The sequence below is a fragment of the Paenibacillus sp. FSL R7-0179 genome, assembly GCF_038002265.1.
GTDB lineage: Bacteria > Bacillota > Bacilli > Paenibacillales > Paenibacillaceae > Paenibacillus_AQ.
Genome location: NZ_JBBOCC010000001.1, coordinates 847,801 through 872,554 on the forward strand (window position 1 = coordinate 847,801; position 24,754 = coordinate 872,554).

Here is a 24,754-nt window from a genome sequence, read left to right on the forward strand (position 1 = left end):
GAAAGGCGATACACCCGGGTCACGGCGTAGCAAAAAGACTCTCAGGCGCCGCTGCTCGCGTGAAAGTCCAAATGTTTCTTCTATAATAAATATGCTATTCCGACAAAATTCGCTTCTGGCCCTCAAGGGCACGGATCGGTGCGATATTCTGGGTGAATTCCAGCGTCCCCATATAACGGCCGTCTGCATCCCGCACGGCGAAATAACGGATATAGATGAATTTATCCTTAATGTTAATCCAGAAATCCTCGGCATCCTTCACTCCAGCCTTGAAGTCCGCCAGCAGCTTCTCAACAACATGCACGCTTTGCGGCGGATGGCAGTTCTGCACGGTGCGGCCGATGACAGCCTTCGTCCGGGCGAAGATCCGTTCCTTGCCATGCGAGAAATAGCGGACGACATCGTTCTCATCGATAAAGGTGAGATCCACCGGCAGATGATTCATCAGCGTCTCCAGCTGGTGGAGCGACAGCAGTCCGGTCTCGAACCGGATGAAGCCCTGCGGAGACAGGCCTTCCCCTTCTCCCGCCGGAACATCGGCGCCCTCTGGCTCCGCTGCACGTTCCGGTATCCATTCCCGTTCAGGCGCAGTCAGGCAGAAGCCGATTTCATCGCTTTCACGGGCAATTTTGACCCACTCATCCTCAGTCAGCTTATCCAGCGCCATCGGGAGCAGAATATTCTCTTCCTTGAAGATCATCTCATTGACTTCCTTAATAATCTCTTCAAGTGCGGCTATAATTTGCCCGCTGTCCCCGTTATAGGCGCTAAGCGCCTTCTTGGCTTCCTTGATCATATTGCGGATTCCGTCATCGACTCCCCACATTACCTTCGTAGGACCGTAAATGCCGTACTTCTCCAGGTAAGGGAACAGGAGATTCTCCTTGCGGCTGTAATGCTTGTCGAGATCGAGCAGCAGACTCAGGTCCTCCAGCAGCTTGAAAATAATCTCATCGCTCGCGTTTTTCTTGAATTTATCCGCATGCAGCTCCAGCCGGAAGTTGACCAGACGCTCGATTTCGCGGTTCTCCAGCTTGAACGTATGCACGGGATGACCTGGCTGCTCCTCGGGCTTAGAAGAACGGTGAATCTGTTCAATCGAGCCTTTGAAAATAGCCGTATGCACGGAGCAGAGGCGCTGTACTTCCTCTACCGGAATGCCTTCCTCGGTCATCAGGGAGTGCTCCATGGCGGAGATTTCCTCCACCGTAACATCGCCTACCGCCTCTTCAAAACGCGCCTTAACCTCCTCCACGCTTTTGCCTGCATGCAGCTCCTTGATGATCTCTTTCAGCATAGCCTGGCGGCGCGTCTGTTCCGGAATATCGACCTCGCGGTTATTAATCAGTTCGCTCATCGTAATCTCCCCTTCTATTCTATAATCTCGAAACCATGCCGCTGAAAGGCCAGCCGAACGGTTTCCAGCTCTATTTTCTTTAATTTCATTCCTTTGGACAGGGTCATGAATCGTCCTGCAGTCTGCAGCATTCCAGGCTTCGCAATATCACGAAAACCCAGCTCCACCATAATCTCAACAATTTCCGGGTGCCTGGTTACCAGTTCAAAGACCGATTCATCCAGCTTCAACGCTTTGCTCATCCTTTTGCACACCTCACTAATGAGAATTCTTCTCAACTTCAGCTTAGCATAGGGTACAGGGGTGGATTGTGATTGTAATCACTAACTACAAAAAGACTATCCCCGCATGCTATTTAGGTTGGGGGATAGCCTGAGAATGTTATGATTCCGCTGTATTAGCAGCTAAGTTACAGTGATTTGCTCCACCCTATGGGAATTACGGATATCATGCGAAATCCGCATGCTGCAGAATTTAGGACCGCACATCGAGCAGAAATGCGCCTGCTTGGCCCCCTCCGCCGGAAGGGTCTCGTCATGATACGCAAGCGCCCTTTCCGGGTCGAGGGAGAGATGGAACTGGTCGCGCCAGCGGAACTCGAACCGCGCCTTGGACAGGGCATCGTCCCGGTCCTGCGCTCCCGGATGTCCCTTGGCGAGGTCTGCGGCATGTGCAGCAATTTTGTAGGTAATGACCCCTTCGCGCACATCATTCTTGTCAGGCAGGCCTAAATGCTCCTTAGGGGTAACGTAGCATAGCATCGCCGTTCCGAGCCCCCCGATCATCGCTGCTCCGATGGCCGAAGTGATGTGATCATAGCCGGGTGCAATATCCGTAGTCAGCGGCCCAAGCGTATAGAAAGGAGCTTCCCGGCAAATCTCAAGCTGCTTGTCCATATTCTCCTTAATCTTGTGCAGCGGCACATGCCCCGGACCTTCGACCATGACCTGAACATCGTGCTTCCAGGCTAGCAGCGTCAGCTCTCCAAGCGTCTCCAGCTCGGCAAACTGAGCTTCGTCATTGGCATCGGCAATAGAGCCGGGACGCAGGCCATCCCCAAGGGAGAAGGCCACATCATACGTCTTCATAATCTCACATATATCTTCGAAGTGTGTGTACAGAAAGTTCTCCTGCTGATGAGCCAGGCACCAGGCGGCCATAATTGATCCGCCCCGGGACACGATGCCGGTCATTCTCCGGGCAGTGAGCGGAATATAGCGCCGCAGCACCCCGGCATGAATGGTGAAGTAATCCACCCCCTGCTCCGCCTGTTCAATCAGCGTGTCACGGTAGAGCTCCCAGGTTAAGTCCTCGGCTATGCCGTTCACCTTCTCCAGCGCCTGGTATAGGGGCACTGTACCAACCGGCACAGGAGAATTGCGGATAATCCACTCCCGGGTAGTATGGATCTTGGAGCCGGTGGAGAGATCCATAATGGTGTCAGCCCCCCAGCGGGTCGCCCAGCGCATCTTCTCCACTTCCTCTTCTATAGAAGAAGTGACCGCCGAATTTCCGATATTCGCATTGATCTTCACCAGGAAGTTACGTCCGATAATCATCGGCTCACTCTCCGGGTGATTGATATTGGCCGGGATAATGGCGCGGCCCGCAGCCACTTCATCCCTTACGAACTCCGGCCGGATATTCTCCCGGATCGCAATATACTCCATTTCCGGCGTGATGATCCCTTGCCTTGCATAATGCAGCTGGGTCACATTACAGCCTGTATAGGCCCGCCGGGGATTCCTGCTCAGTCCTGGACAAGCTTCGGCGGCAGTCCCTTCTCTGCGGATTCCATTATCCTCCGGCCGGACCGCCCTTCCGGTATATTCCTCCGAATCACCGCGCTCCGTGATCCAGCTTGAACGGTGCGGCGGCAGCCCCCTCCTAATATCTGTCTCCTCTGCGGCATCCGTATAAATACCGCTTGTGTCATAGACACGCAGCGGAGCATTCTCCTCTTCTCCGGCAACGCCTTCGGTTCTGCTAAGGCTGATCTCCCGCATCGCAACCCGGATATCCGGGCGTGAGCCCTCCACATACACTTTACGGCTTGCGGGGAATCCGGACAGATCCACCTCTTCGTTCTTACCCGTTCCTGTCATTTCAATCTCCTCCTCTTCGTTCTGTACAATCATCAGATAAGAGGTTACGCAGCAGATTGAGCTGAAGAATCTATAGATTCTTACAAATCAAAAAGCCGCTCCACCTGGAGCGGCTTTATTAAAGGAACAGCCAAATAAGACTGTATTCAAAAAAGGTCCGACTCCACTTTCCTACGCTGGTATAATCCAGATCAGGTTCAAGGGTCCGGAAATTCAATTTTCCCGTCTCAGCCTATTCAGGCTCCCCTAGTGGGTATCTTATCTAATTAAATACATTTTACCTGTGCGGGTAATTCTTGTAAACCCGTTATTTGTCCAGCGATTCGCTCCAGTCGTGCACCATCGTGCCTTCCAGGAACTTCTCGGCATCCATGGCGGCCATACAGCCGGTTCCCGCTGCCGATATCGCTTGACGGTAACGGGTATCCTGCACATCGCCGCAGGCGAATACACCCGGAATGTTAGTCTCGGTGGTACCCGGGTTCACCACGATATAGCCATTAGCATCCGTGTTAATCTGCCCGCCCAAGAAAGCTGTGTTAGGGGTGTGTCCAATGGCTACGAACACACCGTCTGCCTCTACCAGCTCTGTCTGACCTGTCTCATTATTAAGCACTGTAAGGCCCTTCACTCCGGTCTCTCCTACTGTTACCTCAACAGGTGTGCGGTTCAAGGCCCAGGCTACCTTGCTGTTGTCACGGGCCCTGTCCTGCATGATCTTCGAGGCACGCAGCTCAGGACGGCGGTGAACCAGCGTTACGCTGGACGCAAAGCGGGTCAGGAAGCTGGCTTCCTCCATGGCGGAGTCTCCGCCGCCGACGACGACAATCTTTTTATTACGGAAAAAGAAGCCGTCACAGGTCGCACAGGTGCTGACCCCGCGTCCCACATTCTCCTGCTCGCCCGGGATGCCCAGATATCTTGCAGAGGCTCCGGTTGAGATAATAACCGATTCTGCCTCCAGTACACCCATCCCGTCCACGGTTACCTTGAACGGACGCTGTGAGAAGTCCACCGACTCCACCCAGCCGTTCTTGAATTCAGCGCCGAAGCGTTCCGCCTGCTTGCGCATATTGTCCATCAGGTCCGGACCCAGAATCCCTTCAGGGAAGCCTGGAAAGTTCTCCACTTCTGTCGTCGTTGTCAGCTGTCCTCCCGGCTGCAAGCCTTCAATTACCAGCGGGCTCAGATTCGCACGCGCCAGATAAATCGCGGCAGTCAGCCCGGCCGGGCCTGTTCCGATTACAATCGTTTTGTACATTACATTGGCCTCCTTACAAGTAGGTGTGTGTCTTAGAACAAAAGTAGCTTCAAATACGGGTAGTGGACGGCGAGAAGCCGCCGGTTCCGGGCAGTATCCCCTTGGGTCCGGGAGCAGCCGCAGGCTCCTGCTCTTCGCCGGGCGAACCGCCGGCTTCATTCAGGTTCTCCCCGATCAGCCGCTGAAGGCTGAATAACGCCGCCTCCTGCAGTCGGTCCTCCTGCAGCGGCTCCTGCTCCAGAACCCCGCGCAGCACCTCGGACATCTCTTCGTCCTCAATCCAGCGGAGCGCCTCGGTCACCTGAAGCTTCGTAGCGGAATCGCCGTAGCGCAGTGCCCAGAAGAACGAGGCCCGCAGCAGCGGATTATTCCGCACTTCTTCAGTGAACCTGCCCGTATTCCCCTTCCACTGCTTAAGCTGCTCCTGGAAGGGCAGCTGATAATTATAGCTGACAGAAGGCATAGGGTGTCCTTCTGCCCGGGCCTGCTGGAGCTGGGACAGGAAGAACGCCGGGACAGCGGAAGCAGGGTCCAGCTTGGCTGCCTGTCTCCAGCAGCGCAGCGCCTCATCATGTCTTCCGCTATTGCATGCCGCTGCCGCGCAGTAATGATACAGGCCGGCGTCTGCGGCGACCTCCTCGTCCTTCAGCAGACGGCGGAAATGGCTGTAAGCAGCGGTATGCCGGCCCAGGATACCCATAGTTGTAGCCATTTTGAATACATGCTCCTGATGGAACGGCACCGTTGCTTCAAGCGTCCCCAGCAGCGTCTCAAGCTGCTCCTTGTCCCCTGCATACTGCAGGAAGATGGCCATATTGCACAGAGCATGCAGATTGCCGGGGTCCTGCTTCAATACCTCGTTGAGACATTCCTTCGCCTTGGCGAACCGGCCCATATAGAAATGGGCGAGTGCCAAATTATTGTGCGCAGCCAAAAAATCCGGGGTGCCCGCAGTGATCTCCTCCAGCAGCTCTACAGCCTGAGGAAACTTGCCCTCCTCCAGCAGACTGCGCGCCCGGTCATGCTCTACGACTCCCTCACGGCTGCGGATACGCACCAGCGGAGCAGGCCGGTTCAGCTCATATTGCAGCAGCTCCATCAGTTCTTCGGATTCGGTCATGAACTCGCCGTTAGCATCCTCTTCCAAGTAAGTGACCAGCGAACGCTCCGCCTCTTCAAAGCTTTCCATATTAGCGAAGTTATTAGCCATGTAGAAATGGCATTCCGTCATAGCGGGGTCGATCTTCTCCAGAACATGGATAAGAATCTCGTTAGATGCGGTATAATTGCCCATCTCAGATAATATACCCGCCATATTGCAATGATTCACCGGATTGTCCGGCTCATATTCAACAGCTTTGCGAAAATTTCTTAATGCCTTATCATATTGAAAGCGGTCCAGCGACCGAACGGCTCTTTCAAAGAAAAAATTGGCATCCAGAGTGACCGGAATGACATTACTGTTCTCCGCGACATTCTCTGAAGTTCTCTCAATCATGGAAGCAAGGCACCTCCCTTTTGTCAGCTTCCCTAGCCTTACACCTTACCTGATCGTTTCCATTTATGGTCTCGGCTGTCTTCTTCACACAGTATACCACATGTGGCAACGAGATTCTCAATCTCAAGAGAGTGCTGACGGGAGGAAAAAGCTTGGAATAATGCAGCCTTAGGGCCTGCTCACATCTCATTCACAAAAAAAGACGCGGGAGTTAAATCCCCGCGTCTCTGAACAGCTTATCTATGGAACCGCCCTCGATGATAATGCGCGTGGCCTCAGCCAGCATGGGGGCTACCGAGAGCACTGCGAATCTGCTGGAATGCTCGTCCGGCAGGGCAATGGAATCGGTAATGACAATCTCGTCAATATTGGGATGGTCCATCCGCGCAAGCGCATCTCCGGAGAACAGTCCGTGTGTAGCACAGACGATGCTGTTCCGCGCACCCCGCTCCTTCAGGCCCTCCACCACATTGACGATAGTCGTTCCGGTATCAATAAGATCCTCGATAATGATCGGCGTCCTGCCCTCCACATCGCCAATGACATGGGTGATCACCGATTCATTATGAGCCGGACGCTTCTTGATCATGATGGCGAACGGCGAATCCAGCCGGCTGGCCAGCTTCTCCGCCATGGATGCGCGTCCCGCATCCGGGGAGACCACGACCAGATCGGTAAGCCCCTTCACCTTCAGATACCCGCTGATCAGATCAAGCGCGGTCAGATGATCGACCGGAATATTGAAGAATCCCTGTATGGCTGCGGCATGCAGGTCAATGGTAATTACGCGCGTTGCACCGGCGGTGGTCAGCACATCGGCGACCATTTTGGCCGAGATCGGTTCACGCGGTGCCGATTTACGCTCCTGCCGAGCGTACCCGTAATAAGGAACGATAATATTCACCGTTCTGGCCGATGCACGCTTGGCGGCATCAATCATGACCAGCAGCTCTACAAACAGCTCGTTAATCGGATGAGCCAGGGATTGCACCAAAAATACGTCGCAGTTCCGGATGCTCTCTTCATAATGCACATAAATCTCGCCGCTTTTGAAACGGGTCAGCTTGATCTGGCCAAGCGGCGCACCAAGGCGCTCCGCAATATCAGCGGCAAGCTTCGGATTCGACGAACCGGAAAAAATCCGTAATTGATGATGCATAGTACCCTCCTGGGATTATAATTTATAATGCTAACGGCACATTGGTACGGCGGCGTTCTTCAAAGACAGCCAGTTCGCGGAAGCCGGTGCGCCAGAGCATGTCCCGGGCCTCCGGTAAACCGTCTCCCAGCTTCAGGGGATCATGCGCATCAGAGCCAACCGTGAGCGGAATGCCCAGCGCAAGCGCCTGGACGAGTACATGCTCTGCCGGGAACATCTCGGCGCACGGCTTGGTCAGCCCGGAAGCATTCAGCTCCATGGCGGTTCCGCTGCGGGCGATGACCTTCAGCGTATCCAGCTCAAGCTTCTTAGCCTCCGCCAGGTCTTCCGGCGTCCGGGGGCCGTAACCGAACCTTTTGATGACGTCCATATGTCCTATAATATCATATAATCCCGATAACGCCGACTTCTGTACAGCATCATAATAACGGCGGTAGACCGCCATTACATCCTGGCCTTCCCAGCCATGGGTCTGCCGGTGGTCGGTAATATCCCATTCTCCCAGGAAATGCACCGAACCAATCAGATAATCCCACGGATACGGTGCCAAAAGCTCGCGGATCTGCTCCTCATATCCCTCAATATAATCCGCCTCCAGCCCGACCCGCAGCTCAATCGTGCCCCGGTAGCGCTCCTTCAGCGTCAGGCATTCCTCCACATATCGCGGAAGCTCCGCAAGAGGCATAGCCATCTCAGGATAGTAGTGGTCCGGATCGACATGGATTAGCGGCAGATGATCCGACAGCCCGAGCTGCTCAAGCCCCAGCGCGATGCCCCGCTGCACATACTCCTCCAGCTTCCCGACCGCATGGCCGCAGCGTTCATGATGGGTATGATAATCGATGTGCATGCTGAAAGTTCCTCCTAATCGCGCCGGGGCCGTTCATGGCGGGCACTCAGCTCTTCCAGAATCTCATCCAGCGGAAGCTTTCGCTCCTGCAGCAGCACGAGCAGGTGATAGATCAGATCGCTAACTTCCAGGCGCAGCTCGGCATTATCTTTGTTTTTGGCGGCAATGATCGTCTCGGAGGCTTCCTCACCAACCTTCTTCAGGATCTTGTCCACGCCCTTGTCGAAGAGATAGGTGGTATACGCTCCCTCAGGACGGTTCACCTCACGCTCAGCAATGACACGCTCCAGCTCACCGAGTACCGCAAACCGGCCGCTCTCTGCTTCATCAGCAGCATTTACTGCTGCCCCGGCAGTCTCAGTTACGGTTGCCGGTGAATCGAGCGGAATCTCGCGGTAAAAGCAGCTATTCTCCCCGGTATGGCAGGCCGGACCCTCCGGCACTACCTTCACCAGCAGCGTATCGCTGTCACAATCGTAATGGATCGAGGTGATCGCCTGCGTATTGCCGGACGTCCCCCCCTTATGCCACAGCTCGCTGCGTGAACGGCTCCAGAACCAGGTCTGGCCGCTCTCAAGGGAGCGCTGCAGCGACTCAGGATTCATATAGGCGAACATTAATACCTCCAGGGTGCGCGCATCCTGAATAACAGCAGGCAGCAGGCCCGATTCATTCCAGCGTATGCCCGACACTGCCTCCTGCTGGCTTAGTGCGATATCCTTCTTGTCCTCGCTCATCGGATCTCTACTCCTCTTTGCTTCAGATCAGCCTTCAGATCATGAATAGCAATCTCTTTATAGTGAAAAATGGTGGCCGCAAGTCCGGCATCTGCCCGGCCTTCCGTAAATACATCATAGAAATGCTCAATTCTCCCGGCTCCGCCAGAAGCAATGACAGGAATACTGAGCAGGTCGCTTACCGCCGCCGTCAGCTTCAGGTCGAAGCCGTCCTTGGTCCCGTCTGCGTCCATACTCGTAAGCAGAATCTCGCCGGCTCCCAGCCGCTCAGCTTCCCTGGCCCAGTTCAAAGCCCTGATACCCGTAGGCTTACGTCCGCCGTGCGTATACACTTCCCATTCGCCCCAAGCCTCATTATATTTGGCATCCATCGCCACTACAATGCACTGGGAGCCAAAGTGACGGGCCCCTTCCAGAATCAGCTGAGGGTTATTTACAGCAGCTGTGTTAATACCGATCTTATCCGCTCCTGCACGCAGAATCCGCTTCATATCCTCCGGGGTCGAGATGCCCCCGCCCACCGTGAAGGGAATGGCAATCTCACCCGCCGTCTGCCGCACCACCTCAATCATCGTCGCCCTGCCTTCCACAGAAGCGGAAATATCGAGGAATACCAGCTCATCTGCTCCCTCGCGATCGTACAGCGCCGCAAGCTCCACCGGATCTCCGGCATCGCGCAGATTCACAAAATTCACGCCTTTTACCACACGCCCGTCCTTCACATCCAGACAGGGAATAATCCGTTTCGCCAACATGCCAAGACCCCTCCTTAGTATAGACTTACCGCAATCCGGAGGATTGGCCCAGGGTCTGCAGCGCTTCAGCCAGATTAATATTGCCGGTATACAGCGCCTTGCCCACAATCGCCCCGCCGATCCCGCTGCCGCTATGTACGTTCAGGCGCTGCAGATCATTAAGGCTGGTCACACCGCCGGAGGCGATTACGCTGCGGCCGCTTGCCTTGGCCATAGACAGAATGCCTTCCACGTTCGGCCCCTGCATCATCCCGTCGCGGGAGATATCGGTATAAATGAAGGTCTCGGCACCCTTGGCAGCCAGCTCTCTGGCCAGGTCTTCCGCGCGGACCTCCGAGGTATTAAGCCAGCCGTGGGTTGCCACGTAGCCGTTACGCGCATCGATCCCGATGGCTACTTTGTCGCCGTATTTGGCAAGAACCGCTTCTGTAAAAGCCCGGTCATTAATGGCTGCCGTTCCGATAATCACCCGGCTGACGCCAAGGCCCAGCAGCTTCTCAACATCAGCAAGAGTACGGAGACCGCCGCCGACCTGTACAGGAACATTCGCATGCTTAGCAATGGCTCCAATGATAACATCATTCACAGGACAGCCTGCTTTGGCTCCGTCCAGATCCACCAGATGGATATATTGCCCGCCTTGCTCTTCCCACGACTTAGCCACCTCTACCGGACTGTCGTTATAGATCGTCTCTTGGGCATAATCACCCTGCTGCAGCCGGACACACTTGCCGTCCCGGATATCAATCGCCGGATATAGGATAAAAGAAGACATGAATACTCCCCGCTTTCATTGCAAATTAGTGATTCAGGCAGGCTACGCCTGCTGTGCCTGGAGTCTTAAGAAATTACCCAGCAGCTTCATGCCTAGCTCCCCGCTCTTTTCCGGGTGGAACTGCATACCGTAGACATTGCTGCGGCCCACAATAGCCGTTACCGGATGTCCATAGTCTGTGACGGCCAGCAGATCGCTGTCCGCCGCGAGTGCGTGATAGGAGTGCACGAAGTACACATGCCCCTCCGTCAGACCTGCCAGCAGCGGACTCTCTGGCTGGCTGAAGCTCAGCTTGTTCCAGCCCATATGCGGCACCTTGTAGCCGTCCCGGGGGGCGAAGCGCACTACTGCGCCGGGCAGCAGCCCCAGTCCCTTATGCTCGCCGTGCTCCTCGCTGCTGCTGAACAGCAGCTGCATGCCGAGGCAGATGCCCAGCACCGGCTGGCCCGCTGACGCCGCAGCCCGGACGACATCGTCCATTCCGCTCTCCCGTAAGTGCTCCATCGCATCGCCAAAGGCACCGACTCCCGGCAGAATGACACTGTCTGCCGCCAGAATCTCGGCGGCATCCGAGGTTACAAGGCTCGTATACCCCAGCCGCTCTACGGCCTTACTGACACTGTGCAGGTTGCCCATGCCGTAATCGACGATTGCAACGGCCATAACTACAGCACTCCCTTCGTTGAAGGCACGCCCTTCACCCGGGGGTCTACGATCGTCGCTTCGTCCAGTGCCCGTCCCAGCGCCTTGAAGACCGCTTCAATCATGTGATGGGTATTGGAGCCGTAATGAACAATGACATGCAGCGTAATTCTCGCCTCCAGCGCGAATTTCCACAGGAATTCATGGACCAGCTCTGTTGAGAAGCTGCCGACCTGCTGGGAAGGATACGCTGCCCGGTATTCGAAATGCGGCCGGTTGCTGATATCGATCACTACCTGGGCAAGCGCCTCATCCATAGGGACGAAGACACTGGCGTACCGCTTGATGCCTTTTTTATCGCCTAGCGCTTCCCGTAGAGCCTGTCCGAGACAGATCCCGATATCCTCTACTGTATGGTGATCATCAATTTCGATATCTCCCCGCGCCTGTACAGAGAGGTCAAACTGTCCATGCTTCGTGAACAGATCCAGCATATGATTCAGGAACGGCACATCGGTCTCCAGTTCGGAGACCCCGCTGCCGTCCACGGCAAAGGTTAGCTTGATGTCCGTTTCATTGGTTGTACGGCTAAGTCCGGCCTTACGCAGCGCCAGTTCGTTGTTATTATTCTCCATTTGTGTCTCCACCTTTCGCTTCGTTCGTAAGCCGGATTTCGATGGCGCGTGCGTGGCCTTCCAGGCCCTCGCGCCGGGCAAGCTCCATAATCGCCGCCCCGTCCCGCAGCAGCGCCTCCTTGCTGTAATAGATCAGGCTGGACTTCTTGATGAAGTCGTCCACATCTACAGGCGAGGAGAACCGCGCTGTGCCGTTCGTCGGTATAATATGGTTCGGTCCGGCGAAGTAGTCGCCGACCGGCTCCGAGCTGTACGGCCCGAGGAAGATCGCCCCGGCGTTCTCAATTGCGCCGGTCAGCCCCATCGGGTCGTTCACCACAATCTCCAGATGCTCCGGCGCGAGCCGGTTCACCACGGAGATGCCCTCCGCCAGCGAGTCTACGACGATAATCGCGCCGTAGTTCTCTACCGAGGCCCGCGCGATGGCCTCGCGCGGCAATGCCTGCAGCTGCCGCTCGACCTCGGCAGCCACCGCCTCCGCGAGACGCTGCGACGGCGTCACAAGGATCGCCGACGCCATCTCGTCGTGCTCGGCCTGCGAGAGCAGGTCGGCCGCGATGTAGGCGGCCTCGGCGGTATCGTCGGCGAGCACGACGATCTCGCTCGGTCCGGCGATGCTGTCGATGTCGACAGCGCCGTAGACCTCGCGCTTGGCCAGGGCCACGAAGATGTTCCCTGGCCCGCAGATCTTGTCGACCGGCACGATGGATTCCGTGCCGAAGGCGAGGGCGGCAATCGCCTGCGCGCCGCCTACGCGGTAGATCTCGTGTACGCCCGCCTCAGCGGCGGCCACGAGAATATAAGGATCAATGCCTTCCGAACCGCCCGTCGAGGGCGGCGTCACCATCACGATCTCCGGCACCCCGGCGATCTGTGCCGGTATCACGTTCATCAGCACCGAGGACGGGTACGCCGCCTTGCCGCCGGGAACATAGACGCCTACGCGCTTCAGCGGGCGGATGATCTGGCCGAGGATCGTGCCGTCCGGCTGCAGATCCATCCAGGAATTGCGTTTCTGCCGCGCATGGAACGCACGGATATTCACGGCTGCTGCACGGATAGCCGTCACGAAGGACTCCTCTACCCGGCCATAGGCGGCCTCAAGCTCCTCCGGCGTTACGCGCAGCTGTGCTGGCGTCAGTGCAGCGCCGTCGAAGCGCTCCGTATACCGGAGCAGCGCCGCGTCGCCTTCCCGCTTGATATCGGCCACGATTTCACGTACGGCCTTGTTCTGCTCCGGCGTGCCGTATTCCACCTCACGCTGCAGCTTAAATTCCTTACTGGACTGGATCTTCACCGCCGCTTCCCCCTTGAGCTCTATAGTTTTGCTTATATTATTTTATCTGCAATCCCGGTTCTGCAATAACAGCCTGCAGCCGGTCGCACAGCTGCTGAATCTCCGCATTCTTCATCCGGTAGCTTACCCGGTTCGCCACCAGGCGGCTGGTGATCTCGAAGATGCTCTTCATCTCCACCAGACCGTTATCCTTCAGTGTCTGGCCGGTCTCAACCATATCCACGATCCGGTCAGCCAGCCCGATCAGCGGTGCCAGCTCAATGGAGCCGTTCAGCTTCACAACCTCCACCTGCTGGCCTTGCTCACGGAAATACCGCGAAGCCACGTTCGGGTATTTGGTGGCTACGCGCTGCTGAATGCCCGGCTGCCAGTTCGGAAGCCCGATGATCGACATCCGGCAGCGGGCAATCCCGAGATCCAGCAGCTCGTACACATCGCGGCTCTCCTCCAGCAGTACATCTTTGCCGACAATACCGATATCCGCCACTCCATACTCTACATAAGTCGGCACATCTACCGGCTTGGCCAGAATGAACTCCATTCCGGCCTCCGGCAATGAAATCACCAGCTTGCGCGACTCTTCTCCATCCGGAGGAATCGGCAGTCCCGCCTGGCGGAACAGCTCTGCCGCTTTATTGTAAATCCGGCCTTTCGGCATGGCTACCTTAAGAATCTGTGCCATCAATACCCGCCCCCGTTTCGTATTTCCGCTTCTTTAACATCTGCTTCTATATGACATCATGGTTCCATTCCTTAATCTTGCTCCGCTCACCCATGCTCGCTGACAAACGACACGAATGTGTAGATCTCGCCGTACAGCTCGCCCTCTGCCTGAATAGTATCCGCATCCAGCCGCTTCACAGTCTTTAGCTCCTCCGGACCGGTTGCCAGCCGCGTGACCACAGCATGCCCTTCCAACCGCAGCCTCGCTGCTTCGGCAAGACCCTCCTGGCGCCGCAGTGCATCGTACTGGACCAGAATCGGCAGCTCTTCCTCTTCCGGCAGCCCCGAGACTCCATCTAAAATACGGTTGGTCTTCAGAGAGAAGCCGGTGGAGGGAATCGGACGCCCGAATTGCTGCAGCAGGTTGTCATACCGGCCGCCGCTGCATACCGGGAAGCCCAGCTCGGAAGCATACCCCTCGAAGGTCATGCCTGTATAGTAAGAGAAATCACCGATCATCGTCAGATCAATCAGCACATGCTGCGAGACACCGTAAGCCACCAGCACCTCCCATACCTTGCACAGATGCTCGATCGATGCGCGCGCCACCGGATGACTGCTCAGCTCCAGCGCCTGGCCGCAGATCTCCTTTCCGCCGCGCAGCCGCAGCAGTCCGTCCAGCTCCTGCTTCTGGGCAGCGGATAGCTCAAGACGCCGCAGCGTCTCGCGGAAGGCTACATAATCGCGGCTGAGCAGATGGCTCTTCAGCTCCTCCTGAGCCTGCGGCAGACCGGATACCGCCTCCTGGAAGAGGCCGTCCAGGAAGCCGACATGTCCAATAGCGATTTTGAAAGACTTTACGCCTGCCGCCTGGAGGGAAGCAATCGCCAGCGCGACTACCTCTGCGTCAGCTTCGGGTGAATCATCACCGACAAGCTCCACACCGGTCTGAAAGAATTCCGCCTCCCGTCCGGCCTCTTCTTCAATCGCCCGAAAGACGTTGGCATGGTAGGACAGACGCAGCGGCAGCGGCTCATCCTTCAATAGAGAGGAGACTACGCGCGCTACAGGTGCCGTCATCTCTGAACGCAACACCAGCGCCTGCCCACGGTTGTTAAGCAATTTATACAGCTTCTGATCGGAGGTAGAGCTGGCTACACCGACCGTATCGTAATATTCAAGAGTAGGCGTAATCATCTGCCGGTAGCCCCAGCGGCTCATACAGTGAAGTACATCCTTCTCGATCTTGCGCAGCTTTGTTACCGCACGCGGGAGATAATCCCTTACGCCGGCAGGCTTTTCAAATCCCTTTGGTTTGGCCATCTTCATTGTTCACCTCATCGGATATGTTGAAGGGTATCATTAAATGCTTTATCATGGTAAAGTGGTAGCAAAGTAAAGTAGTGGCAATATCGTATCACGGACTATCCTTTTGCGTCAACAATTCGCTTGAATTCCAGAGTTCCTTTTGCCACCGGGATAAGCGGCGAATATAATAGGTTAATACGATTGTACTTTATTTTCTCCATGAAGTATTCCCGGTATCTAATTCAGAAGCAGAAAGAAGGACTGACGGCTTGAGTACATCCTATATGATTGGCGTTGATATTGGAACCACCAGCACGAAGGCTGTCCTCTTTGAGGAGAATGGAACAATTGTCGCTCAGAGCAATCAGGGCTATCCGCTGCATCAGCCCTCCCCCTCTGTCGCAGAACAGGACCCGGAGCAGATTCTGGAAGCCGTAATACATACTATAGCATCGGTCATGCAGGAGAGCCTTGCCGCACCCGAAGCCATTCTGCTCGTCTCCTTCAGTTCCGCTATGCATAGTGTGATCGCTGTAGATCCTGCGGGTAAGCCGCTGACCGCCTGCATTACCTGGGCCGATAACCGGAGCAGCCGCTGTGCCCGGCGGTTGAAGGATGAACTGAACGGACATGAGCTGTACCTGCGGACAGGCACGCCTATACACCCTATGTCTCCAATTACCAAGCTGATGTGGCTGGACGAGGAGCAGCCCGAGTTGTTCATGCAGACCTACAAGTTCATCTCGATCAAAGAATATATCTTCTTCCGGCTGTTCGGCGAATATGTAATTGACCATTCCATCGCCTCCGCCACCGGCATGTTCAATCTGGAGAAGCTCGACTGGGACGAAGAGGCACTCCGGATTGCCGGTGTTACTCCAGAGCGCCTGTCCCGTCCGGTCCCGACCACCCATATCCTGCAGGGGCTGCTTCCAGAGCTTACCGGGAAGCTTGGTCTGCTCACGGAAACTCCATTTGTCGTAGGCGCCAGTGACGGCGTTCTGTCCAACCTGGGCGTAGGCGCCATGGCGCCGGGGGTAATCGCTGCGACAATAGGTACAAGCGGTGCCATCCGTACTGTCGTTGACCATCCGCTGACCGATCCCAAAGGACGGATCTTCTGCTACGCCCTGACAGACAAGCACTGGGTGATCGGCGGCCCCGTGAATAACGGGGGGATGCTGTTCCGCTGGGTCCGTGATGAGTTCGCCGCCTCTGAAGTGGAGACTGCAAAACGCCTGGGGATTGATCCCTACGAAGTATTAACAAGAATCGCTGAGCAAGTGCCGCCCGGCAGCAACGGACTTCTCTTCCATCCGTACCTTACCGGAGAACGCGCACCGCTGTGGAATCCCGATGCCCGCGGCTCCTTCTTCGGGCTGAGCATGAATCACCGTAAGGAGCATATGATCCGCGCAGTGCTGGAAGGTGTCATCTTCAATATGTACACCGTGTTGCTGGCCATGGAAGAATGCATCGGCGAGCCCGTTCGAATCCTGGCTACCGGCGGCTTCGCCCGCTCGGCGCTATGGCGGCAGATGATGGCGGATATTTTCGATCAGGAGGTGGTTGTCCCGGAGAGCTTCGAGAGCTCTTGCCTCGGCGCAGTCGTCCTGGGATTATACGCCATTGGCCGGATCGACTCTCTGGATGCTGTCTTCAGCATGATTGGCTCCACTCACCGGCATGAGCCGGTTACTGCCCACGCCAAAGCCTACAAACAGCTGCTGCCCATCTTCATCTCGGTATCCCGCAGTCTGGCGGATCAGTATCAGGCGATTGCCGACTTCCAGCGCGAACAGGCCGGGGAACAGCCCGGCTAACCTGCTCTCCAGAACCGCCTGCTTACAGCAAAGCGCCGGACAGCCGCATCTGCGGCCAGCCGGCGCTTTTAATACTAAGCCTAAATCTACACTGTCGCCTTTGGCGCTGCTGCCGGCTTCTGCGGTGAAGAGCCGAACACCATCCACGCCGGCTTCACATAACGGAAGGCAAGTGCAACCACTAGCCAAGAACCCAGAAGGGCCACCAGCCAGCCGCCCGCTATTGCCGCCGTATAGGCCAGCGATCCGCCGTGGAACGGCAGCTTCCGGTACATGAACAGCAGCAGCGGATGGAGCAGATAGATACCGAAGGAGCACGCCCCGGCCGAGAGCAGCAGTCTCGTCAGCACGCTGCGTCCTGCCCCATACAGCAGGAAGGACAGCTGGAACAGGACCAGACAAGAGAGCAAGGCATGCAGGTTCGAGAACCCTTCATACCACAGACTGTTGATTACTGCTTTCTTCGTATAGTTGTTATACCACAATACCACATGGTAAGCCCCGGCAGCCGCCCATAAGATCCATAGTACCATCCAGCCCATACCTTTACCTGAGCGCCAGCCTTCGCGGGAGGGAACCAGCCACTTTTTCAGAGCACTGTAGTAGATCGCAATCGCCGCACCCAGCAGGAAATACGAGAAATACGTAATGGCCAGACTACCCTTCGACAGCTGCCAATACCCGTGGTTCACCATATATTTGTTCAGTAGCACGAAGCCCCACTGTAATGCAAGCCCAATCACCGGTGCCCAGGCCGCGAGATGCCGGACTTTCTGCAGACACCAGAGGATCAGGGGGAACAGCAGGTAGAACTGGATAATGATGATGATATAGTACAGATGCGTATACGCCGTACCCGTCCATAGGTACTTGAAGAACTTCCCGCCCATCTCCTGAAGAGGCATCCCCCAGGTATGGCCGGCCGTCATTTTGAGTCCAAAATACAGCACCGTAAACACAAGATAAGGCACAATAATATAGATCAGCCTGCGGCTGTAGAATTTGGCCAGCACCTTCCCGCCCAGCGGACGGTCAATATAATTGTAGAACAGGACGAACCCGCTTAAGAATATAAAGGACGGTACCGCAAACTGGCTGAACTTATTTATGAACAGAAACGGAGCGAACATGGAAGTGCCCAGTGTCTCAGCCAACGTGCGTGAGGTGGCATGAATGGCGATCACCGCAAAAATAGCGATTGCCCGAAAAATATCAAGCTGTGGTATTCTTTCCTTTTGAGCCATTATGATTCCTCCTGTTTACGCAGCTCGCGGAGCGGATTCCCGCCGACGAACGAACCGGCAGCAACATCCTTATGAACCACCGATCCCGCCGCAACCGTAGCCCCATCCCCAATCGTAACCCCAGGGAGAATAGTCGTGTTAGCCCCGATCATTACATTCTCTCCGATAATAACTTCACCCAGCCGGTACTCCTTAATGAGATATTCATGGGCCAGGATCGTAGTGTTATAGCCGATAACCGTGTTCTCCCCGATAGAGATCTTCTCCGGAAAAAAAACATCCACCATCGCCATAAGCCCAAACGCAGTATGCTTACCTATCTTCATCCCGAGCACCCGGCGGTAAATCCAGTTCTTGAGCGGCAGAATCGGGCAATAACGGGCAATCTGGATAAAAATAAAATTGCGCACACCCTTCCATGGGCTGACCGTACGGTAAATATGCCAGAGCGCATTATGCCCCTCCACGGGATAACGGGTTATCTTTCTCACGGCTGCATAGTCTCCTGCTCTACAATAGAGTACAAGTCCTTCATCTCCTGGATGATGTAATCCGGCTCATAGGTGCTCAGCACAGCCTCACCCTTAAGCGACCACGCCACAGCGGCTACACGAACCCCTGCTGCCTTCGCAGACTGAATATCAACAGCACTGTCGCCTACCATCAGTGTCTTGGCCGGATCAACACCCAGATTGGCAACTGCCGTGAGCACCGGCTCCGGATGCGGCTTCGGATGAGTCACATCATTCACCGTAACAATCGTCTCCATATATTTCAGCAGATCGAACATCTCCAGCGACTTCAATGTGTTAGGCCGGATCTTGGTCGTCACCACCCCAAGCTTGATTCCCCGGCGCTGCAGCTCCTCCATCGTCTCATTCACTTGAGGAAAAGCGCGGACCAGCTCATCATGATGCGCATTGTTGTACGAACGGTAGGACCGTTCCAGCACTTCTATATCCTTCGACTCCAGGCCGGAGAACGCGCCTAGCTGCTGCTGAAGTGTAGTCCCCATCATGGGAATGATCTGTTCACGGGTCAGAACCGGCAGATGATTCTCCTTCAGCGCATGCATGAATGAATTAAGAATCAGCTCATTCGTATTCACAATCGTTCCGTCCAGATCAAATAACACGCATTCTATCATTGATAGTATTACTCCTTTGTTTCCTTATCTTCAGAGGGATCTTCCACCGGCTGAACAGGCTGAGAAGGCTTCTGAGGCGTATTAGCTGCACTCTCTGGAACTACAGCATCCGCTGCCGCCGGTTTGGTGCTGATGATCGGGTCCAGGTAATGATCCTTCGGCTGACCGCTTACCCGCCGTACAATAATCAGCGCAATGGCAGCAACAATAATGAACAGCGCGAGCAGTTGAGAAATACGGATATTCCCGTAAGCCGGATCAAGATAGCCTTGTTCGAAGCCCATCCACTTCATCGGACTCCATAGCCCGTTAATGAAGGATGCCACACCGCTGCTGCCTTCAAAGGCAAGACTATCCGTACGCAGAGCTTCAATGAAGAAGCGGCCGACGGAGTACCAGATGAAGTATGACATGAAGATTTCTCCGGCACGTACGAACTTCTGGCGGCGCAGCACCAAGAGGAGCAGAATGCCAAGCAGACTCCAGAGTGATTCGTACAGGAAGGTTGGATGGTGAAAAGCATCCCCTATGTACATTTGATTAACGATAAAGTCCGGCAAATGCAGCTTATCCCGTAAAAACGATTCCTCAACCACTCCGCCATAGGCTTCCTGGTTGATGAAATTCCCCCAGCGGCCGATCATCTGGCCGGCAAGCAGTCCGGGAGCACAGATATCGACGATACGCCAGAACGGATAGCCCTTATAGCGGAAGTAAATAATCGCACAGATAATCGCACCGATTAAGGCGCCATAAATCGCAATACCGCCATTCCAGACCTTGAAGATATCGAGCAGGTTATCCTTATAGTCTTCCCACTTGAAAGCTACGAAATATAGACGCGCCCCAATAATAGCCGATGGCAAGCCCAGCAGCAGCATATCCATGAAGAACTCCTGTGGAATGTTGAAGCGTTTGCCTTCTTGAATACACAAGAACAGTCCGGTAAGCGCTCCAAGACCCAGAATCAGGCCATACCAGTGAACTGGCAGAGAACCAATCGAGAAGACAATCGGGTCAATCGCTAGTGAATAAAACATGCTCTCACACTCCTAATCCAGATCATCCATATCTTCTGAGATGGTGGCGGTAAGTTTATTCGTAAATTGCAGCGCGGCATTGAAGCCCATTTGCTTGAGCCGGTAATTCATCGCAGCCACCTCGATAATGACAGCGAGGTTACGTCCCGGACGGACAGGGATGGTAACGAGCGGCACATCGGTATCGATAATCCGTGTCGTCTCCTCATCCAGTCCCAGACGGTCATACTGCTTGTCCTGCTGCCAAGCTTCCAGTCTGACCACTAGAGTAATCCGTTTGTGATTACGGATAGCGCCTGCCCCAAACAGCGTCATAACATTAATAATCCCGACACCGCGGATTTCTAACAGGTGACGGATCAATTCCGGTGCAGTACCATGAAGCTGATTATCCGAGGTCTGGCGGATCTCCACCGCATCATCGGCAATCAAGCGATGACCGCGCTTAACCAGTTCCAGCGCGGTTTCACTTTTACCGATACCACTGGTGCCTGTAATCAGCATCCCTACCCCATACACATCACAGAGAACACCGTGAATTGTTGCTGTAGGTGCCAGTCTGCCCTCAAGGAAGCTGGTCAGTCTGCTGGAGAAAATAGTCGTCGCCATCGAGCTGCGCAGCACAGGAAGTCCCTTCTCGTTGCTGATGTCTACAAGCTCCTGGGGAACATCCAGCGCACGTGTAATGACAATACACGGAGTATTGTCGTTACAGATTCCGCGTACCCGGCTTTTCCGTTCTTCCTCTGAGAGCATAGAGAAGAACGCCAGCTCTGTTTTGCCTAGTAGCTGCACACGTTCTTCCGGATAATATTCGAAATAACCGGCCATTTCCAGCCCGGGACGGTTCAAATCATCCACAGTGATCGGTCTCTTCAGACCTTCATGTCCGGAGACTACCTCTAATTGAAAATGCTGCACCAATTCCGATACTTTTACCTTCTTAGCCATATATGTCCGTCCTTTCGTCACCCGCGGCTTATGCCGCTTCCCCGCATACCGGTTACATCTTTATCCATTCCAGCTACAGGTAATTCTCCTGCTATCTTAATGGATTATGCCAGTGAATGCAATCTTAACCCCAGCGGTTATCGTTTCATTCCACCATGTTCATTACAAGAAAAAGCCGCCTAACCAGGCGGCTTTCTTCATTATAAACTATGTTCACCCTGCAGAGATCTTATCCCAGCAGAACGTTAAGTTCGGATTCTTTGTCGAAGATGTGGACTTTGTTCATGTCGATGGCCAATCTAGGCTTGCTGCCTTCACGGGTAGTGGAACGTCCATCTACACGCGCAATTACAGTGTTATTGCCAAGACCGCTCAAGTAGAGGAGCATTTCATGACCAAGGTTTTCCGTAACATCAACCATCGAAGTGAAGATTGTGTTAGGGGAAGCTTCCAGGAACACTGGCTCTTCATGAATGTCTTCTGGACGAACGCCCATAATCACATCTTTACCGATGAAGCCTTTGTTACGCAGGATTGTAGCTTTGCCGCCTGGAACTTCAACATCAAGGTTCTCTGCACGGAAACGGACAGCGCCGTTCACTTCGGAAAGAGTCCCGTTGATAAAGTTCATTGTAGGGGAACCGATAAATCCGGCTACGAACAGGTTGGTAGGCTCATTATACAATTCTTCAGGGGAAGCAGCCTGCTGGATGATACCATCGTACATAACTACGATACGGTCACCCATCGTCATGGCTTCTGTCTGGTCATGCGTTACATAGATACAAGTGGTTTCAAGACGCTTAACCAGCTTAGTGATTTCAGCACGCATTTGACCACGAAGTTTAGCATCCAAGTTAGAAAGAGGCTCATCCATCAAGAAGACTTGTGGATCACGGACGATAGCGCGGCCTAGAGCGACACGTTGACGTTGACCACCGGACAGTGCCTTAGGTTTACGATCCAGCAAGTGCTCGATATCCAGGATTTTCGCTGCTTCGCGTACTTTCTTGTCGATTTCTTCTTTCTTCACTTTACGCAGTTTCAGACCGAATGCCATGTTCTGATATACACTCATGTGCGGGTACAAGGCGTAGGATTGGAATACCATCGCGATATCACGGTCTTTAGGAGCAACGTCATTCACTACACGGTCACCAATGTACATTTTACCTTCAGAGATTTCTTCCAGACCAGCGATCATACGCAGGGTTGTGGATTTACCGCAACCGGAAGGACCAACCAGTACGAGGAATTCCTTATCTTTAATATCGAGATTGATATCGATTACTGTTGCTTTATCGGAACCCGGGTATTTTTTGAAAATATGCTCTAAACGTACGCCTGCCATTGTATTTCCCCCTCGAGTCTATTATTGGAATAGAAAATCAAACGCTTTCTTGTACACTTATCTTACCCCAGAGCCGGCCTCATGGCTATTTGCAAGGTTCACAAAAAACCTATTTTCTTTTCGTCACTTTATACAATAACATGGCAAGCTTCACAATAGCGGCATCTCCGAAGCTGCGGACATCAGCCCCCGTCTCCTGTTTGATCTTGTCCAGCCTGTAGAGCAGCGTGTTACGGTGAATGTAGAGCTTTTTGGCGGTTTCACTAACATTGCAGTCCATTTCAAAAAAAGTCTCCAGCGTCAGCAGCATTTCCTTATCCGCCAGTACAGTTGTGTAATCACCGATCTGGCCCAGCAGCTGTCTCCGCCGTTCATCCGGAATACTGTTAACGAGCCGCTCCATATGCAGCTCCCACGGCAGATGAATATAATCCCCTACCTGGAAAATTCGTCCAAGAATGATGGTCTCCCGCAGCAAGGCTACTGCTCCAGTCAGACCTTTAACCGGGATAATGGCCGGAGAGACCGCGAGATGAAAGACGCCAACCCACTCGCTGGCTATCAGTTCATGCAATCCCATAGAAGTCTGTGACAGCAAATCCTCAGCACTCTCTTCCTCATCCTCTTTATCATCTCCGCCTGTGAGGAGTTCCTTACGGGCTAAAATTAACCATTCCTTATCCTGAAGAGGAACCAGCAATACATCATGCTCGAAATAACTGCGCAGCAGCTTCATTAAGGAGCGATACGTCATTTGCGGATTATGAACACTCTCACTTACCAGCATGAAGGGAATCATATCCCCGAACAGCCGGCCCTTCAGTGAAATTTCATCCGGGATCTCCGCATCGTCCTTCTCCTGCTCCAGTTGGGCATTCAGCCAGCTGCTAAGCTGCCGCGCCTCCATCTCTCCTTCTTCCTTGAATCCGGTTGCCTTCAGTGCTACCGCAAAATTGCGCCCGGCATAATTCACCAGCTCCAGCTCCAGCGGCGACAGCCCCTCTGTCTCCACCCACACTGCTGTAACACGGCCATCATTCTCATACAAGGGAAGCCATAGATAACCCTCATGAATGACCGGAAGTTCCTGATCCTTATCCGTACCTATGCCAAAAAGTGAAGCGGAATGCTGCCTCCCCAGCTGCTTGATTCCGGTCCTCTTTCCGGTGAGTTGCTCCAATTTTTGACGCAAACCCTCACTATCCATCATCACCATTCTCCACCACTTTTGCTTTTTTCGCTTATTTTATCATATTTTGCTGTAAAATGCGGAATTTGCGCTTATGAGCATGCTTGAATCATGTATCAAAATACAAAAAAGGCCACCACTCTAAAGTGATGACCGTTTGGCTTAAGATGAGCCATGAAGGACTCGAACCTTCGACACCCTGATTAAAAGTCAGGTGCTCTACCAACTGAGCTAATGGCTCCTAAAAAGGGATGGAGGCTGATGGATTCGAACCACCGAACACGTACGTGAGCAGATTTACAGTCTGATGCGTTTGGCCACTTCGCTAAGCCTCCATGTATGGTGGCGCGGGAGGGAATCGAACCCCCGACACAAGGATTTTCAGTCCTTTGCTCTACCGACTGAGCTACCGAGCCATGAAAAAAGCCTAAAAACAAAAAAATGGCGGAACCGACGGGATTCGAACCCGCGATCTCCTGCGTGACAGGCAGGCATGTTAGGCCAACTACACCACGGTTCCACAATTAGTTGTAAAAATGGTGCCGGCGAGAGGACTTGAACCCCCAACCTACTGATTACAAGTCAGTTGCTCTACCAGTTGAGCTACACCGGCACGGTGTAAGGTATTTGAACTTCCAAAAATAAAAATGGTGGAGGCTGAGGGGTTCGAACCCCCGACCCTCTGCTTGTAAGGCAGATGCTCTCCCAGCTGAGCTAAGCCTCCGGGTATGTATGGTAGCGGCAGAGGGGATCGAACCCCCGACCTCACGGGTATGAACCGTACGCTCTAGCCAGCTGAGCTACGCCGCCACACTACAAGTATTGGATTTATAATGGCGGAGAGAGAGGGATTCGAACCCTCGCACCGCTTACGCAGTCTAACCCCTTAGCAGAGGGTCCCCTTATAGCCACTTGGGTATCTCTCCAAATTAATGGTAGCCATGTAAATCCGCACAGGAAATTGATT

23 protein-coding genes, 8 tRNA genes and 1 riboswitch are annotated in these 24,754 nt (G+C 54.2%); of the genes, 1 reads left to right on the forward strand and 30 read right to left on the reverse strand.

Annotated features, from left to right (window positions below):
* Positions 1 to 94: 94 nt before the first annotated feature.
* The 15 genes from MKX63_RS03535 to MKX63_RS03605 form a co-directional block, all read right to left on the reverse strand.
* Positions 95 to 1,357 (reverse strand): DUF438 domain-containing protein, encoded by a 1,263-nt coding sequence (locus MKX63_RS03535; protein WP_341015314.1) that lies wholly within the window; start codon positions 1,355 to 1,357, stop codon positions 95 to 97.
* 14 nt (positions 1,358 to 1,371) lie between these two features.
* Positions 1,372 to 1,599 (reverse strand): DUF1858 domain-containing protein, encoded by a 228-nt coding sequence (locus MKX63_RS03540; protein ID WP_341015315.1) that lies wholly within the window; start codon positions 1,597 to 1,599, stop codon positions 1,372 to 1,374.
* Between the two features lie 162 nt (positions 1,600 to 1,761).
* Positions 1,762 to 3,462, reverse strand: a complete 1,701-nt coding sequence (gene thiC / locus MKX63_RS03545; RefSeq protein ID WP_341015317.1) for a phosphomethylpyrimidine synthase ThiC — start codon at positions 3,460 to 3,462, stop codon at positions 1,762 to 1,764.
* A 151-nt stretch (positions 3,463 to 3,613) separates the two neighbouring features.
* A riboswitch (TPP riboswitch) is annotated at positions 3,614 to 3,720 on the reverse strand.
* A 49-nt stretch (positions 3,721 to 3,769) separates the two neighbouring features.
* Complete coding sequence (gene trxB, locus MKX63_RS03550; RefSeq protein ID WP_341015318.1) at positions 3,770 to 4,723, reverse strand: thioredoxin-disulfide reductase; 954 nt, start codon at positions 4,721 to 4,723, stop codon at positions 3,770 to 3,772.
* Between the two features lie 49 nt (positions 4,724 to 4,772).
* The gene (locus MKX63_RS03555) at positions 4,773 to 6,221 is read right to left on the reverse strand and encodes a tetratricopeptide repeat protein (RefSeq protein WP_341015320.1); all 1,449 of its coding nucleotides are present in this window, start codon (positions 6,219 to 6,221) and stop codon (positions 4,773 to 4,775) included.
* A 211-nt stretch (positions 6,222 to 6,432) separates the two neighbouring features.
* On the reverse strand, positions 6,433 to 7,380 hold the full coding sequence (locus tag MKX63_RS03560; protein WP_036690058.1) for a ribose-phosphate diphosphokinase: 948 nt from the start codon (positions 7,378 to 7,380) through the stop codon (positions 6,433 to 6,435).
* 22 nt (positions 7,381 to 7,402) lie between these two features.
* Entirely contained in the window at positions 7,403 to 8,230 is an 828-nt protein-coding gene (hisJ, locus tag MKX63_RS03565; RefSeq protein ID WP_341015323.1) for a histidinol-phosphatase HisJ, read from the reverse strand.
* Between the two features lie 14 nt (positions 8,231 to 8,244).
* The gene (hisIE, locus tag MKX63_RS03570; RefSeq protein WP_341015324.1) at positions 8,245 to 8,967 is read right to left on the reverse strand and encodes a bifunctional phosphoribosyl-AMP cyclohydrolase/phosphoribosyl-ATP diphosphatase HisIE; all 723 of its coding nucleotides are present in this window, start codon (positions 8,965 to 8,967) and stop codon (positions 8,245 to 8,247) included.
* Positions 8,964 to 9,722 (reverse strand): imidazole glycerol phosphate synthase subunit HisF, encoded by a 759-nt coding sequence (gene hisF / locus MKX63_RS03575; RefSeq protein WP_341015326.1) that lies wholly within the window; start codon positions 9,720 to 9,722, stop codon positions 8,964 to 8,966. Before hisF ends, hisIE begins: the two co-directional genes overlap by 4 nt.
* A gap of 25 nt (positions 9,723 to 9,747) precedes the next feature.
* The gene (hisA, locus tag MKX63_RS03580; protein ID WP_341015328.1) at positions 9,748 to 10,497 is read right to left on the reverse strand and encodes a 1-(5-phosphoribosyl)-5-[(5-phosphoribosylamino)methylideneamino]imidazole-4-carboxamide isomerase; all 750 of its coding nucleotides are present in this window, start codon (positions 10,495 to 10,497) and stop codon (positions 9,748 to 9,750) included.
* 42 nt (positions 10,498 to 10,539) lie between these two features.
* A complete protein-coding gene (gene hisH, locus MKX63_RS03585) occupies positions 10,540 to 11,160 on the reverse strand; it encodes an imidazole glycerol phosphate synthase subunit HisH (protein ID WP_341015329.1) in 621 nt (206 codons plus the stop codon).
* Between the two features lie 2 nt (positions 11,161 to 11,162).
* Complete coding sequence (gene hisB / locus MKX63_RS03590; RefSeq protein WP_341015331.1) at positions 11,163 to 11,774, reverse strand: imidazoleglycerol-phosphate dehydratase HisB; 612 nt, start codon at positions 11,772 to 11,774, stop codon at positions 11,163 to 11,165.
* Positions 11,764 to 13,071: a histidinol dehydrogenase gene (hisD, locus tag MKX63_RS03595; protein ID WP_341015333.1), complete on the reverse strand. Its 1,308-nt coding sequence runs from the start codon at positions 13,069 to 13,071 to the stop codon at positions 11,764 to 11,766. Before hisD ends, hisB begins: the two co-directional genes overlap by 11 nt.
* Positions 13,072 to 13,108: 37 nt before the next feature.
* On the reverse strand, positions 13,109 to 13,753 hold the full coding sequence (gene hisG / locus MKX63_RS03600) for an ATP phosphoribosyltransferase (protein WP_341015335.1): 645 nt from the start codon (positions 13,751 to 13,753) through the stop codon (positions 13,109 to 13,111).
* An 86-nt stretch (positions 13,754 to 13,839) separates the two neighbouring features.
* On the reverse strand, positions 13,840 to 15,057 hold the full coding sequence (locus MKX63_RS03605; protein WP_341015336.1) for an ATP phosphoribosyltransferase regulatory subunit: 1,218 nt from the start codon (positions 15,055 to 15,057) through the stop codon (positions 13,840 to 13,842).
* A 269-nt stretch (positions 15,058 to 15,326) separates the two neighbouring features.
* Here MKX63_RS03605 and gntK point away from each other — a divergent pair, with 269 nt between their 5' ends.
* Entirely contained in the window at positions 15,327 to 16,865 is a 1,539-nt protein-coding gene (gntK, locus tag MKX63_RS03610; protein ID WP_445323516.1) for a gluconokinase, read from the forward strand.
* A gap of 86 nt (positions 16,866 to 16,951) precedes the next feature.
* On the opposite strand, the gene MKX63_RS03615 is transcribed toward gntK, so the two are convergent.
* The 15 genes from MKX63_RS03615 to MKX63_RS03685 all read right to left on the reverse strand — a co-directional run bounded on the left by MKX63_RS03615 (position 16,952) and on the right by MKX63_RS03685 (position 24,713).
* Entirely contained in the window at positions 16,952 to 18,109 is a 1,158-nt protein-coding gene (locus MKX63_RS03615) for an acyltransferase (protein WP_341015340.1), read from the reverse strand.
* On the reverse strand, positions 18,109 to 18,600 hold the full coding sequence (locus MKX63_RS03620) for an acyltransferase (protein WP_341015342.1): 492 nt from the start codon (positions 18,598 to 18,600) through the stop codon (positions 18,109 to 18,111). The genes MKX63_RS03615 and MKX63_RS03620 overlap by 1 nt, the downstream gene beginning before the upstream one ends.
* The gene (gene ppaX, locus MKX63_RS03625; RefSeq protein ID WP_341015343.1) at positions 18,597 to 19,256 is read right to left on the reverse strand and encodes a pyrophosphatase PpaX; all 660 of its coding nucleotides are present in this window, start codon (positions 19,254 to 19,256) and stop codon (positions 18,597 to 18,599) included. Before ppaX ends, MKX63_RS03620 begins: the two co-directional genes overlap by 4 nt.
* An 8-nt stretch (positions 19,257 to 19,264) precedes the next feature.
* Positions 19,265 to 20,296, reverse strand: a complete 1,032-nt coding sequence (gene lgt, locus MKX63_RS03630) for a prolipoprotein diacylglyceryl transferase (protein ID WP_341015344.1) — start codon at positions 20,294 to 20,296, stop codon at positions 19,265 to 19,267.
* Positions 20,297 to 20,308: 12 nt separating this feature from the next.
* Positions 20,309 to 21,247 carry an HPr(Ser) kinase/phosphatase gene (gene hprK, locus MKX63_RS03635; RefSeq protein WP_036726232.1) on the reverse strand — a complete coding sequence of 313 codons (939 nt, stop codon included), beginning with the start codon at positions 21,245 to 21,247 and terminating at the stop codon, positions 20,309 to 20,311.
* Between the two features lie 229 nt (positions 21,248 to 21,476).
* Positions 21,477 to 22,598, reverse strand: coding sequence for an ABC transporter ATP-binding protein (locus MKX63_RS03640; RefSeq protein ID WP_341015346.1), 1,122 nt, complete (start codon positions 22,596 to 22,598; stop codon positions 21,477 to 21,479).
* A 109-nt stretch (positions 22,599 to 22,707) separates the two neighbouring features.
* Complete coding sequence (locus MKX63_RS03645; protein WP_341015347.1) at positions 22,708 to 23,790, reverse strand: PucR family transcriptional regulator; 1,083 nt, start codon at positions 23,788 to 23,790, stop codon at positions 22,708 to 22,710.
* 165 nt (positions 23,791 to 23,955) lie between these two features.
* Positions 23,956 to 24,028, reverse strand: a tRNA-Lys gene (locus MKX63_RS03650).
* 11 nt (positions 24,029 to 24,039) lie between these two features.
* Positions 24,040 to 24,122: transfer RNA gene (locus MKX63_RS03655), tRNA-Tyr, on the reverse strand.
* A 5-nt stretch (positions 24,123 to 24,127) separates the two neighbouring features.
* Positions 24,128 to 24,203, reverse strand: a tRNA-Phe gene (locus MKX63_RS03660).
* A gap of 26 nt (positions 24,204 to 24,229) precedes the next feature.
* Positions 24,230 to 24,307, reverse strand: a tRNA-Asp gene (locus tag MKX63_RS03665).
* A gap of 17 nt (positions 24,308 to 24,324) precedes the next feature.
* Positions 24,325 to 24,400: transfer RNA gene (locus MKX63_RS03670), tRNA-Thr, on the reverse strand.
* 35 nt (positions 24,401 to 24,435) lie between these two features.
* Positions 24,436 to 24,511, reverse strand: a tRNA-Val gene (locus MKX63_RS03675).
* Positions 24,512 to 24,520: 9 nt separating this feature from the next.
* Positions 24,521 to 24,597 (reverse strand) — tRNA-Met (locus MKX63_RS03680).
* Between the two features lie 24 nt (positions 24,598 to 24,621).
* Positions 24,622 to 24,713, reverse strand: a tRNA-Ser gene (locus tag MKX63_RS03685).
* Between the last annotated feature and the right edge of the window lie 41 nt (positions 24,714 to 24,754).